This window comes from Halorubrum coriense DSM 10284 (assembly GCF_000337035.1).
Lineage (GTDB): Archaea > Halobacteriota > Halobacteria > Halobacteriales > Haloferacaceae > Halorubrum > Halorubrum coriense.
Genome location: NZ_AOJL01000062.1, coordinates 93,928 through 107,070, shown reverse-complemented (window position 1 = coordinate 107,070; position 13,143 = coordinate 93,928). Strand labels below are relative to the sequence as shown.

Below are 13,143 nucleotides of genomic sequence, written 5' to 3'. Positions count from 1 at the left end.
GTTCGCTTCGACCCCACAAGGGTCCATCTGAAACGCGACGGCTCCGGCGATCACGTAGACCATTTGCTGCTTCGACCCCACAAGGGTCCATCTNGACCCCACAAGGGTCCATCTGAAACGCGACGGCTCCGGCGATCACGTAGACCATTTGCTGCTTCGACCCCACAAGGGTCCATCTGAAACCCGCACGGGCGTCTTTGAGTTCCGCGATCACGAGCCGCTTCGACCCCACAAGGGTCCATCTGAAACGACACCAGCGACGAGTATGCCGAACACCGCATCAAGCTTCGACCCCACAAGGGTCCATCTGAAACCATCCCGATATTGCCGGTTACTAGCTTTATATCTGTGGATCTGAGGGATACGACTCGGTCGACCCGCAATACCCTCTCATACCCCGGGGGGTCGACATAATCCACGGTATCTCAAGCGATATCAGCCAACTATCAATAGAAGCGGGAATCAAAATCGTGTTCAGACGTTATTGGTGTTGATGTTAAACAGTCTGCTCATCGAACGCCGAACACGGGGTGGTAGGACGTATCGAGGGCATCAACCAGCAGGTATCGTGAATTCCCGATCGTGACCTCTTCGGTCCACGCGGCCGGGTCGGTGTTGACCTGTGCCCCTGGATGCCTCACGATGCCGCCTGCCTCCAGATCTCCGCCGAGCAGGTCGGCCCGTTCCTCGTCGGTGAAGCAGGCGACCACATCGTCGTAGTCCTCAATCTCTTCGATCATGTGTTCTCCCTCCAAATCGGACATTGACGCCGAGGAGACTGCGTCTGCGAGTCGCTCGTCGCCAGGCTCCAGAACCCCGCCGAACAGCGATCCGTAGAACTCGGCGACTGTGTCGGAAACCATCGTCGACTCATCGATACAACCGTCCTCTGCGTGTCGTCGCAAGACTCGTCCCGTCTCTCGGAGGAGTGGGAGTGCGTCGCCGGCGTCGCCGCCGTGAATCACCAGTGAGGGAACGGCGTTTCCATCCTCGGGTTCGGCGAGCCGCCAGACAACTACGTCACCAGTCTCCCCGCCGAACGAGCGGTTACACCGCCCACCGGACTGGACGATATTTGGGATGGGCGCGTAGTCGCGGAATACGGTGTCAAAGCTCACGTCGACGCCAGCCTCAACGACACTCGTGGAGACGAGTACGACCGAATTATCACCGTCGAGGAGGGGGATGGGATCGTCTCCGTCACCCGCATCATCGTCGTAGAGGGCGTCGATGAGCAGCTGGCGGTCGTCGGGGCGCACATCGCCCGAGAGGAACGCGTAGACGGTGTCGGCGTCCTGATTGGCCACCGTGCCAAGTGCGAGTTTGCGGAGTTCAACGGGACTCGGCAACTCGCCGGACTCGTCCACATAGTCGTGGAGGAGGCGACCGAGTTCGACCGGTTCGTTCTCTTCCGCACCCCCCATTGGGGTGACGTATCGGTAGAGTTCTTCAGCACTCGACCGCGTGTTACAGACGGCGAGGACGTGCCGTTCGTCTCCTGCCGCATCGGATATTCGACCGCCAGCAGTGGGATAATCGAGCGTCGCGTACTCGTCGCCCCGATCGGTTCGGATGGTGTCGTGTAGTCGGTAGGTGACTCTAGGGTGATCGGCGAGGAAGTCCGTGTACTGGTCGGTGTCGTCGGTGAGTTCTCGCGTGGTCAGTTCATCCGAGCCGTACTCAACGAGGCCGGGCTGTGTTGCTGTCATCAGGATCACGGTGGCGTCATAGGTGTTGGCGAGGAACTCGATGAGCGCGGGGACGATCTGCCACCAGTTCTCGGGGATGGCCTGTGGCTCGTCGATCACGACGACGGACTCGCGGAGAGATGGGACCCGGGTCGCCTGTCGTGCGGTCGGGGCGGCGAGCGACTCGAAGAGCTGGACGGTAGTGGTGAGAGTGAGGCCGCTGAGCCACGACTCCGCATGTAGGGCGCCCGGCGAGCGGCCGATGTCGGCGTCTGTGTAGTTGTCGCCGAGTCCGGTGTAGGTATTCGAGAGGTGGTGATGGAGGGTGAAAGACTTGCTATAAGGACTGACGCCAAAGACAGACTTGATTTCGCTCGCGGTCTGGTCAAGGATGCTGGTGTACGGGAGGACGTACACCAACCGACTGTCGCTGAGGTCGGCTGCTCGGAGGCCCGCGGAGAGTCCAGCGTACGTCTTACCGAATCCAGTCGGGAGTGTGATCAGGCCCACATCATCGGACTCGACGAGGGCCTCGACATTCTCCGTCGCGTCTTTTCGGGCCCGGTCGCGAAGGCTATTGAGATCCGCCAGTATGCCCTCTCCCTCGTCGAGGCCGTCGACGTGCTGGTCAAGGGCTTCTCGGTCGGGGAGAGTCCCACCGATGTCGTCGTCTTCGAGCCCGCTCGCCGCGGTTTGGTCGGCCAGTTTGAGTGCCGTCCAGAGTCGGACTACGTCCCCGTAGTAGCCAACTCTGGCGTCGCTCTTTCCCATTCGGGCGAAGTATATCAGATGGTCGTGGGCGCCATCGATTGGTTCCGCGCGGTTGTCGTGCCACTGGCGGAAGTCATCCCACGACCCCGCACCATCGGTCGCCGCTCGGATGATACGGTCGGCCCGATCTGGCACCTCGTCGTCGATCTCCCCGAACTGGTCGTCAACGCGCTCGTACGTCTCTCGGACTCCGACGGTGGTACGCCCGTAGTTTTCCGCCAGTTTGGACGGCCCCGGTGGCGACTGCGTGTCGTGGTGGCCCGCGACGACGAGCGTGGCTACCTCGGCCGCGTGATCGCCGACATCGTCGCAGCACTCCAGCAGGCAGTAGAGTGTGACGAGTGCGCCCGGAAAGGCGTGATACCGGTACTCGTCCGAGTGCTGGAAGGGCTCTCCGCGGAGGTACTTCTGCGTCCAGCGAGTCAGCTTGGCGATGTCGTGAGTGAGACCGATCACTTCCGCAACCGGTTCCGCCGGCGTCCCGTCGGCCAGCGTCTGTCCGAGACAGGCCTCCACCATTCGGTCTGCCACCGTCCGGAGGTGCCCATCATCATCGAACCGGCCCCCTTTGCCGATGAGGAGGGTCGACTCGCCATCGTCGGTCTTGGCCGGGTGTGAGATGTACTGCTCGAAGGCCATGGTTCGCGTGTCAGTAGAGGATGACTTCGTGGTCGCCGGCCGCGTGCGCCCGCGAAGCGTCCACTGGGAGACGGTCGTCGCCAGTCGCGTACGTGATGTTGCCGAAGGCGGTCGTCTTCCGGCCGCCGTCGGTCGCTTCCATGTAGAGCGGTGCCCGCTCGCGCTTGACCGTGACGCCGGGACTGGGAACGACCGCGGAGTCGTCGTACGCGGCGGAGTCGACAGCGTTAGTGGTAGCGGATTCGACCGTGTGGGTGTCCACGTTTCGGATGTCCGCGATACACTCGGATAGGCCGAGTACAGGCGAGTAGTGGTACCGCGAGTTTTCGAGGCGTTCCCGCAGATCGTCATGGACATCTTCGTCGGCGAGTGATACGTAGACGCGGTACACTGGGTCGACCAGCATCTCGTAGGTGTCGCGTTGGCGAGGCGTTTCCATCAAATCCTGTCTCCCGGGTTTGTCCCAGTGTTCGAGATACGACTCGGGCGTCAGCATTTCCGCACCATCCCACCAGTCCTTTTCGAGCGGGAGGTACTGGATGGCGGCTTCGTTCGTGTTGACCGTCGTGATCCCCATCGTGTATGTGTGGGGCAACTGTTTCGGGACGACGGCGACCGCAGACGACGATGGAGAGAACAGATCGTAGTAGCTGTCTCGCGACATTCCCATGATTCCCGCGAGTAGGCCGGCGACAGTCGTCCGCGGCGGGACACGATAACTGGGTTTGGCGCTGTTGTTGCCCACCTTCCGGAAGTGGGCAAAGTCGGCGGTCACGTCGAACCCGATACAGGTGTCGGGGATGTACTGGGCGGTCGACGAGTCGTCGCTATCGGACGCGTAGTCGGTGAGGTCTTGTTGCGTCATCTGTGGAGAGGTGAGGCAAAAGTGTCAGTTCGCGTACCTTTTGTACACGTCGTAGGCGTCGACCGAGTCGGCGCCGAGGGCGTCCCTGAGGGCGGCATAGAACGTCTCGCGGTCACCCGTCTCACCGTCGGGGAGCGCGAAGTCCACGGCGCTGTCGGCGGTGACGTGGACAGTGTCGATCCGAGCCTCGTTGTCGGCGAGTGCGGTCACTAGTTCCGAGACATCGAGGTGAAAGTCGTCCGTGCCCCGGATCTCGTCTTCGGGCAGGTCGCTGGCCACACCGATGCGGTCGTTGAGCCGTCCGATCTCGAAGCCGTCCCGCTTGTACTCAACGCGGACGTAGAGACGGGGCTGCTGACCGGCCTTCGAGCGGGTGACAGTCTGGTTCTTCAGCGCCCGCCAGCAGAGCGTGTCGAGTCGCTCCACGTCGGTTTCGCTGAGGCGGGTATCCGCAGCGGCGTTGTCGTTGATGCGGCCGCCAAACCCGATGACGCCGTAGCTGATGCGGTTGTCCGTGGCGAACGTGCCCTGATCCTTCTTTCCGCCTTCCTCGTCGTCGTCCGGGTTGGCGATGACGGTGGCGAGTTGCTTGGACTCGGTGTTGCGGGCGACCTCGTGGTAGCTGCGGCCGTGGTTGAACTGTACCGGCCCCTCAAACTGGTCAGGGAGGTCGTCGGCCAGCTCCGTGTCGAGCGAGATGGTGGCCCCAAAGTACCGCACGTCGGCAGCGGTCTCGACGAACGCCTCAAGGAGTTCCTCAGGTTCCGCGTCTTCGGTGCTGACACCCATCTTCTCCTCGACGGCGTCGTACATCTCTTCGCGGGTCAGTACGTCGTCGTTGGGGTTGGCGATCAACACGACGTGGCCATCCTCCACGAGCTGGTCGCGGAGGTACCGCTTGAGCCGGACGTCGGTGACGACGCACTGCCCGGTGACGGAGTCGATGCGCGGTTCGTTGTCCGCGGTGAGTGGGTCGCCGTTGGGGTTGGTGTCCTTGGCGTCAATCACGAAGGCGATTTCGGAGCGGTTCTGGACCGTATCGTCGGTATTCTCTGTCATCGATGGTGGTGTGTCTGGTTGATCAGAGGGTTCAGTCGTCAGTCTGTGCCTCGACTGCTGCCGTCTCATCCTCGTCCCCGTCGTCGAGCATGGTGTCGTTCTTCCCGTAGGTGAGGCCGAGGCCGTAGTGCATCCGGAGGTCGTCGGTTGAGAGCGACCACTCCTCCGGAGTCTGTCGATTCAGAATGTCGTTCAGTCGCGTGATGTAGCGGTCGTTCATCAGCATCCCCGCATTCTCGTCGTCGTCCGAGTAGTGCGCGTTCTTCTCCAGCAGCTTACCAAGCGTGGTAGAGATCCTGCGCCGCGTCATCGCATCGATGGGATGCTGGCGGATGACGGTGCGGGAGATGCCGTTGCGATTCTGGTAGGCGGCCACGCGGCCGACCAGAGCGCCAAGGAGGAACGCCGCGCGGCGCTCCTCGTCCTTGGCGAGGGCGGGGTGATTGTCGATAAACTGTTCGAGTCGGTCGTCTCTGTCGCTGAAGTTGGTCGCATCGCTCATAGTTTCAGTGCTTGCTGGGATAGTTCGCGGGTCGTTCGAGGACACATCGCCGAGGACGCCTGCCCGGGCGAGTGCCTGCATCTGGACGTACTGGCGGGTGAGCAGCGACTCCGGCAGTTCGTTGCCGTCCTCGAACGCGCCGCGCTGCTCGCTGATCAGGCGGGGGACGTACTGTGCGAGGAGCCAGTCCGTATCGATCTGGCCGTCGGACGCGAGGGTGGTACTCGTCACCTCCGCGCGGAGGTCGGTCGTGCCGTGGTCGTCTCTGTCCTCGTCCGTACTCTGGTGGCGGAAAGTGCTCTGGAAGTACCCGCCAGTGAGGACACCCGTGACGACCGGCGCATTCGTCCGCAGGTACTTACTGCCCTGTTCGTCGGCTCCGTCGTCGGTCAGCCGGCCGTACGGCGGCGAGGGGAAGAGAGGCGGACTGTTGCCGTCCGGTGCGACGAGGCCGTCCGTCAGCACGTCGGTGTGTGCCCGTTGGATGGCGCGAACCCGATGCGGGTCGACGCACGGTTCCTCCTCAATGAATTTGCGCTTGTTCCCCGGTGTGTAGGCCGCCACATAGTGAATTTGGAAGTCGTCGTACAGCGGATTGACAGGATCGGTGGCAGCGTCTTCGATGACGCCGACGGCCGCCCCGCTGTTGTCGGCGGCCCCCATCGCCAGTTCGTACAGCGCGACTGCCTGTTCGACCGTCGGCTCCGAGACGTACGGAACGTAATACGCCGCCGTGTCATCGCCAAGAATTTGGACGAAGTTCTCCAGCAACGGCGCGCCCGATGTCACGGCGAACGCCGCCTCGGCGGTAAGCGGGCGCTGTTTCCAACTCTCGTCCACCACGAGGTTCGGGAACTTCTCGGCCATCTTCCCCTTGTACCGCTGTAGCGGGGAGTCACTCAACCCGAACACCTCGTCGGTATTCCCGGTGATGAGGCCCCGACCGTCGCCGGACGCGTCGTCGGCCGCCGAATATGAGCGCATCCGCTTTTCGACCCACCTGTAGAGCATCGCCTCATTCAGCACCTCCACCTCGCCTGGGTAGACGTAGCCGTCCGTGCCGGGGAGCTTCAGACACACAGAGAGGACGCCGTTGAACTCGTCTCCGAAGGTCTCTCGGATGGCGTCTACGACATCGTCCTCGATAGTGTCCATTAGGTCATCGTCCTCTCCAACTTCTCTGAGGGCATCAAGAATCCATCCGTCGTCGTGGTCTTCGGCTACATCGGCGACGGAGTCGGACGCCGCCCAGCGGTCGAACAGCTGTCTGACGTACTTCACACAATCCTCGGACGACTTCGACACGTCGTGTGCCAAGGACATGTTGTGACCGGCTGCTCGACTGCCCTGACGACTGAATCCGATTCGGAGCATCTTCTCGCGGTCAAGCGATTCGGCGACAAACGGGGACACATCGTCGTCCGGCCGCCTGTCCAACTCGCCGGCCTGGCCGAAGATCGGACTATCACCAGTGAGATCGACGAGGACGCTGAACAGGCCGATCTCCTGCTTGTAGTACCCGGTACGAGACTCGTGGGTCATTCGCTCAACATACTGGTCGTCGATAGGCACGTCGTACTGCTTCGCCGTATTCAGCGCGTGGAGCTTCCCGTACAGGTACGCGACATCGTATAGCGAGGCCATCGGACGATCGAGGAGTGCCTCCTCGATGTCGTCTACATCCTCGCCGGCGTTGAGAGCGATTTCATTCATTATTCTCTTGTTGCCTATTTAGGAAGCCGAAGCCGAGCGGTGTCCGCCGGCCGATGCCGACGTCCAAGGCGAGATTAAGATGCCGGCGGTGGTGGTCGTCGCGCACGCGGTACGGGAACCGCCATTTCGACACCAGCACCGTCCACTCCGTGTCCCCCGAAATCTGGACGTCGAGCCAGAGCTTCTTGATCATCTCGTACGACTCGAACAGCGGTGTGTCAACCTCTGCTGGCCCCGGGTCACTGTCCGGCATGAACCGGTCGTGGTTCCGCTGGAGCTGCGTCTCCACGTGGTCAAAGAACGGTTCCATTCCATGTTCCGGTCGCCAGAACGTCTCGTCGTCGTGCTTGTCGGGGTCGTCAAGGTACTGCGGCGGCGTGACGGCGTACACGCCGGTCGCAGTTTCTAGGACGCCCTCGGTGCCAGGCGGGCCAACATCGGGATCGAGTGGCCGGGTGTCCGTCACTTGGAACGGCATCGATCCTGCGTGTACCTCGGGGTCCTCAAGTAGGTCGGCGACGATGTGTGCCAGCTGGTCTTCGCGGGGGGCGGCGACGAGCAAGTGACGCTCGTCGCCCTCTTCCAGATCACCCCACGGAAACGGGTTCGAGAATGAGAATCCCGGCGTCTCAGCGCCGTGTTCATCGTACGGGGTGTCACGGAGAGCATCCCAGATTCGTGCCCGGAGCCGGCCGTGGTACTCCGGGTCGTAGGACGCGTCCATCTCTGCCTCTAAGTCGATTAGCACTCTCATCGCACCACTTCCTCCACGACAGCGCCGCTGGGATAGTCGATGCCGTACTCCTCACGTCGCCACGGCGGAATCCGAACGAAGAGGCTAGTATTGGTTTCAATCGTTCCGCGCGTGCCGGGCTCGCCGACATCGGGTTCGAGCGAGGTCACGTCGTCGGCGTGGAACCGCATCTCGCTGACGTTCAATTCCCGTTCTTCGAGCAGATCGGTGGCAACATTGGCCAGTAGCTCCTCCTCCGGCGAGGCGACCAATAGCTTGCGGTCGTTGCCTTCTTTCAGATCGTAGGGGAACGGGTTCGAGTAAGCGAACCCCGGCGGCTCGCCACCGTCGTGTCGCTCGTCGTAGTCGGTGCCGCCAAGCGCGTCCCAGAGCCGGCCACGCAGTTTATGATGGTAGTCATTCTGGTAAGCGGCGTCTGCGCGTGCGGACAGATGTGCCATTACACGCACCCGAATGACTCACCTCTATAGCGGGGAATCATACAAAATGTCATACAAACAGGGGGTATTAAAAACAACCACATACCGAGCGAAACTAGAACTACTTTTGGCCTTATTGAACACAAGACTGCGTCGGGGCAGGGGTGCTGATATAACACAGTCCATCCGAGATGGTCACCCAATTGAGGATATTGAGTCCTATTTCAATAACAAATATCTAGCTCTATTGAAACATTCACTCAGTGACATATTCTTTGAGAGGTGNCACCCAATTGAGGATATTGAGTCCTATTTCAATAACAAATATCTAGCTCTATTGAAACATTCACTCAGTGACATATTCTTTGAGAGGTGCTGAACATGTCGCACAAATCGTTTATAGACTGGCTGGATGAACAAGCCTACCCTAGTAGTAATCCATTACCGAATAGTAACGAAGTGATTACCATGTCCTTAATAGATTCTGCCGTAATCACGTAATGTGACCGACATAGTATCGCTACAGGGGCTGTTAGCCATATTCTTGTGGACAGCACTGCTCGTCTACGGTCTCTCGTCGCTGTGGTGGGTCGTTGAGGTGACTGTCCTTTCACGTGGATGGGGGCAAAACAGTGAGGAAGTTTGGGGGCTTGATGATATCCAAGTTCGCGTACTGACGATTGATGCTGAGCCTGTCGTCCAACAGACCGTCAACGCACTCCCCGACGGTATCGCAGACGTGCGTGTTATCGCCGAAGCAGACATCAATATCGACGGTGCTCAAGTCCATGTTGTTCCCGATGATTTTGATTGTAACGCGACTAACAAAGGTCGGGCCGTCGAATGGGCACGAAGAAACGTCGATGCTGATAAGGAATATCTCCTCTATCTAGACGAAGATACGCTCGTTACGGGGCTCACGGGCCTTCCGGATGCTGATTTCATTCAGTTCACAGAGAAGCCGATATACACCGGTTCACGACTCACGTATCTCTGTGAAGTGTTTCGTACGGGGTATCAGTTTGAACAGCTCGGATTTCATCGCCTATCGTATCCTCTATACGCGTGGGGTGGAGGCTTCGCAATCCGCCGTGAGATTGAACAAGAAGTCGGATGGAATGTAGCCACGATCACCGAAGACACGAATCTGATCTGGCGGGCGGCAAAAAACCGTGATCTGACCTACCAGTTAATCGATGCTCGGTTTCGGAATCAAGCTCCACCATCGCTAAAATCGATGATCAAACAACGGCGGCGGTGGATGTCCGGCACAGTCGGTGATGATTACTTACTTCCACCACTATACCGGCCACTATATTTCACTCGAGTCATTGCGTGGGCGTTCTCACCGTTTGTGCCGTTGTTGGCTATCTCATCGTACCTGTTGCCCGGGACCGCTCCCGGGATAGGTCTGTATTCGCTGCTCTCTACAGCTCTTTTGGGGATCTTGTTCGTGTATATGCTGTTTGGCGCGGTTGCCTATCGGAAGCATCCGATTCTGTGGCCAATATTCTTAATTCTCACACCGTTGGCAGTTATCCTCCACTCAGTCGGGGCACTCTGGGGTGTCGTTAGCCCAGTCGAGAACTTCGAAGTAACCGAAAAGGTCACTGCTGACGTTATCGAGCAAGCTAACGACCTTGATGAGGGGGCACTCGCTGAGCACGAGGGGACTGACCGACTTCTCCGCGAGTCTGATAATGAATTCGAAGAAGGGATCTTTACTGACGATGGTTGATCGGGACGTATCTATCCCACCTACAGTCTGAAGGTTTTCTAGCAATAACAGCGCTCAGAGGAGAAGGAGAATCTGTATCTCGCACGCAGATCTTATCAGTTTCTAATGATTTCAATAGAGAAAAATCTCAAACCGTTTCGGACGACATCTGACGACAATCTCGTCCACGTCTGGGGGCCTCAGTAGACGGGACATGCCGGAACGTCGAACGCAACAACATCGCGCTCGTCTACCACGATGGCGCGTTCGTCGCGAGAGGGCAAGTCCTCCAACTCCGACACGACCCCGACCTTGCGGAGTACCTCTGGAGAGAGAACGTTGAACACGGTCGCTGGAACGAGGAAAGCCCGTGGGAGTACATGACCTTCCTCACCGATATTGAGGAAGTCGACGTCAACGAGTAGTGTTTTTGCTTCGACGTGGCGTCAGTCCCGCTAAAAACGGCTACTCCTAGATTTACTGACTGGCGGCCTTGTTCTGGGTGAAAACACTCGCGTGGTATAATACTCATCTCTGAGCACTGTGCCGCCACAACAACTAACAGCGATCATACATATCTGCCAGTATGCCAACGGAATCGGTCAACGGGGCTGAGTTGTACTACAAGTCAAATGGAGACGGAGTGCCGGTTGTCTTCCTCCACGGCGTGTTAATGAGTAGTCGGTTTTTCAACGAACAGCAGTCGCTCAGCGATGAGTATCAGGTGATCACCCTCGATTTCAGAGGACACGGTCGTTCCGAGAAAACCGAAACCGGACATACACTCCCACAGTATGCCCGTGACTTGGAGGCGTTCCTTGACACACAGGACCTTTCTGACGTTGTCCTTGTCGGGTGGTCGATGGGATCGCTTGTGGCGTGGGAATACGTGCGGCAGTTCGGGACAGACCGATTCCGCGGCTTCGTGAGTGTCGAACAACAGCCACTTGATCTTAAACAAGAGGGCTACGAACACGGGGTGTTCGGATTTGACGAACTTCATGGACTCATGGAACTCGCACAAACCAATCCCCACGAGTTGGCGTGGTCCTTCATCGAGGAGATGCTCGTGGATGAGCCGGATTCAGTCGAACAGACGCTCTTCGATGAGATCACACGGGTCCCACCGCCGATTACGAGCGCAATTCTCTTCGATCAATCAGTACGTGACTATCGAGAGGTAGTTCCTGACGTGGATGTTCCCACCCTCGTGTGTCTTGGTGAAGACGAAACGATGTTAGAGAATGGTGGTGTCGAGTATATTTCCGACAATACGGTTGACGCCGAGCTTGAGCGCTTCACCAATAGTGGTCATTGCCCCTTCTTAGAGGAGCCTGAGCGATTCAACCAGGTCCTTTCGTCGTTCATCGCTGCCCGCTGCGAATAAAACACGCTCCACAATGCCGACCGCGGCGGCTTCATTTTTGCACCCGAGGTCGGCGTCGACGAGAATGTCCACAAACTCGACTTCTCCTCGTTGTATCCGAACATTATCTGTACTCGATACGTCCCACCAGACAACATTCGGTGTGACTGCCACAGCGACCGCGACGACATCCCTAGTCTCGGATACTCAATCTGCGACGACCAAGGCTACCTCGACAACGTGCTACAACCGATTGTCGACGTCCACAATGAAATCAAGGCGACCATCCGTCGCGAGAATGAATGGGACGACCCCGATGAGGACCGACTGGCGGAGCTCGAGGGGCGGTCGGGAGCGCTGAAGTGGATCCTCGTCGCCTGTTTCGGCTATCAAGGTTCAGTAACGCGAAGTTCGGTCGCATCGAGTGCCACGAGGCAATCAACGCGTTCGCTCGCGAGATTTATTGACACGAAACGAGCGGTGGCAGGTCCTCCGATCGACTCGCGTGCTATATCCTAAAATGAGTCTAACGTCATCGATCCGTCCGTCCCTTCGAAAAGTTCCTGTATTCGCCCATCCTCCTGTAACACATCACCCACGAGATCCGCACGAATCGAAAACTCATACTCGTAATAACTCCCTCCTTTCGGCCCCTTGTTCTGCTCGCGAACATCAAGAAACCCCTTCAGCGTTAACTGACTCAGCCGGTCGTGAATCGTTCTGTCTGTCCGCACTTCCGCATCAATACGCTTCGCTGCCAACACATACCGCTCATAGATACGGTTGCGTTTCGCCGGCAACACACCCTCCTCCAACAACAACAGACCGTACAACGTCAGCTTGGACTGCGTCGGCAAGCGCGACAGTTCCTCTCGAACCTTATCTCGCTCCACCACCTCATCGGCATTCCGCACGTGCCCTTCAGAAATGCGTTCACTCCCCTCATCGCGAGCCATATCTCCCGCTTTATATAACAATTTCAACGCCTGCCGAGCACTCCCCGAGTCCTGCGCAGCGAACGCCGCACACAATGGGATCACATCATCCTCCAAAATACCGGACGACAGCTCAAATTCGCCATCTTCACGCTCCTGAACAGTCGTATCGTGGAACGCCTCCGAGGCTCGCTGCTTCAAAATATTCCCGAGCTTATTAGCATCATACGGCGGGAAATGAATCTCCTCATCACACAACGAGTCCTTCACACGCGCAGAGAGATTGTCGCGGAACGTGAAATCGTTCGAGATTCCGATAACCCCCACAGCCGTGTTCGCAACATTCCCGTTGTCGTTCGCTCGCGGAAGCTTATACAGAATATCGTCATCATTCCCGATGGCGTCTATTTCGTCGAGCACCACTAGACAGTGTGTGGCATCAAGCTTCTCCAGCTCCTCGAACAGCATCGTGAAAATCATACCAGATGGATACCCGGTCGGTTTGATCTGGTCTTCCGGTTCTCGGAACTTGTTAATAAGATTCGCGGCCACCTGGTAACTCGAATTGAGTGACTTACAGTTTAGCTCAACGAAAGACACTTACACATCGTCCAGATCTTTCTGATCTGCGTCGAGCCGCTCGATATTCTACTTGGCGCAGCGCGGGGTTCGTTATGTGGCCAACGCACCAGCCGGCCATCCCAAATTGTTGGTT

General features: G+C 58.4%; 9 protein-coding genes and 2 pseudogenes. 3 read left to right on the top strand and 8 right to left on the bottom strand.

Translation table 11 applies throughout. The features are described 5' to 3' along the window. Positions 1–509 precede the first annotated feature (509 nt). The 6 genes and pseudogenes from C464_RS16315 to C464_RS19735 form a co-directional block, all read right to left on the bottom strand. Positions 510–3,098, bottom strand: coding sequence for a DEAD/DEAH box helicase (locus C464_RS16315; protein WP_006114887.1), 2,589 nt, complete (start codon positions 3,096–3,098; stop codon positions 510–512). Positions 3,099–3,108: 10 nt separating this feature from the next. Next, positions 3,109–3,963 carry a type I-B CRISPR-associated protein Cas5b gene (gene cas5b / locus C464_RS16310; RefSeq protein WP_006114886.1) on the bottom strand — a complete coding sequence of 285 codons (855 nt, stop codon included), beginning with the start codon at positions 3,961–3,963 and terminating at the stop codon, positions 3,109–3,111. Between the two features lie 24 nt (positions 3,964–3,987). After that, entirely contained in the window at positions 3,988–5,022 is a 1,035-nt protein-coding gene (gene cas7b / locus C464_RS16305) for a type I-B CRISPR-associated protein Cas7/Csh2 (protein WP_006114885.1), read from the bottom strand. Positions 5,023–5,053: 31 nt separating this feature from the next. Continuing rightward, entirely contained in the window at positions 5,054–7,237 is a 2,184-nt protein-coding gene (locus C464_RS16300; RefSeq protein WP_006114884.1) for a TM1802 family CRISPR-associated protein, read from the bottom strand. Next, positions 7,230–7,991: a CRISPR-associated endoribonuclease Cas6 gene (gene cas6, locus C464_RS16295; RefSeq protein WP_006114883.1), complete on the bottom strand. Its 762-nt coding sequence runs from the start codon at positions 7,989–7,991 to the stop codon at positions 7,230–7,232. The genes C464_RS16300 and cas6 overlap by 8 nt, the downstream gene beginning before the upstream one ends. 23 nt (positions 7,992–8,014) lie before the next feature. Further along, a pseudogene (locus C464_RS19735) lies at positions 8,015–8,431 on the bottom strand (CRISPR-associated endoribonuclease Cas6); the annotation flags it as partial. A gap of 481 nt (positions 8,432–8,912) precedes the next feature. Here C464_RS19735 and C464_RS16285 point away from each other — a divergent pair. Then, entirely contained in the window at positions 8,913–10,148 is a 1,236-nt protein-coding gene (locus C464_RS16285) for a glycosyltransferase family 2 protein (RefSeq protein ID WP_049911327.1), read from the top strand. A 179-nt stretch (positions 10,149–10,327) separates the two neighbouring features. On the opposite strand, the gene C464_RS19015 is transcribed toward C464_RS16285, so the two are convergent. After that, positions 10,328–10,474 carry a hypothetical protein gene (locus tag C464_RS19015; RefSeq protein ID WP_161781689.1) on the bottom strand — a complete coding sequence of 49 codons (147 nt, stop codon included), beginning with the start codon at positions 10,472–10,474 and terminating at the stop codon, positions 10,328–10,330. A 239-nt stretch (positions 10,475–10,713) separates the two neighbouring features. Between C464_RS19015 and C464_RS16280 the strand changes: the two genes are divergently transcribed. Together C464_RS16280 and C464_RS17900 are read left to right on the top strand one after the other, a co-directional pair. Further along, a complete protein-coding gene (locus C464_RS16280) occupies positions 10,714–11,514 on the top strand; it encodes an alpha/beta fold hydrolase (RefSeq protein ID WP_006114880.1) in 801 nt (266 codons plus the stop codon). A gap of 3 nt (positions 11,515–11,517) precedes the next feature. After that, positions 11,518–11,954 (top strand): annotated as a pseudogene (locus C464_RS17900) (DNA polymerase domain-containing protein); the annotation flags it as partial. Positions 11,955–12,008: 54 nt separating this feature from the next. Here the strand turns inward: C464_RS17900 and C464_RS16275 are convergent. Then, a complete protein-coding gene (locus tag C464_RS16275; RefSeq protein WP_204366003.1) occupies positions 12,009–13,028 on the bottom strand; it encodes a Cdc6/Cdc18 family protein in 1,020 nt (339 codons plus the stop codon). Between the last annotated feature and the right edge of the window lie 115 nt (positions 13,029–13,143).

Coding starts and splice junctions, on each gene's coding strand:
- C464_RS16300 (WP_006114884.1), bottom strand. CDS start 7,237: ATGAATGAAATCGCTCTCAACGCCGGCGAGGATGTAGACGACATCGAG.
- C464_RS16315 (WP_006114887.1), bottom strand. CDS start 3,098: ATGGCCTTCGAGCAGTACATCTCACACCCGGCCAAGACCGACGATGGC.
- cas5b (WP_006114886.1), bottom strand. CDS start 3,963: ATGACGCAACAAGACCTCACCGACTACGCGTCCGATAGCGACGACTCG.
- C464_RS16280 (WP_006114880.1), top strand. CDS start 10,714: ATGCCAACGGAATCGGTCAACGGGGCTGAGTTGTACTACAAGTCAAAT.
- cas7b (WP_006114885.1), bottom strand. CDS start 5,022: ATGACAGAGAATACCGACGATACGGTCCAGAACCGCTCCGAAATCGCC.
- cas6 (WP_006114883.1), bottom strand. CDS start 7,991: ATGAGAGTGCTAATCGACTTAGAGGCAGAGATGGACGCGTCCTACGAC.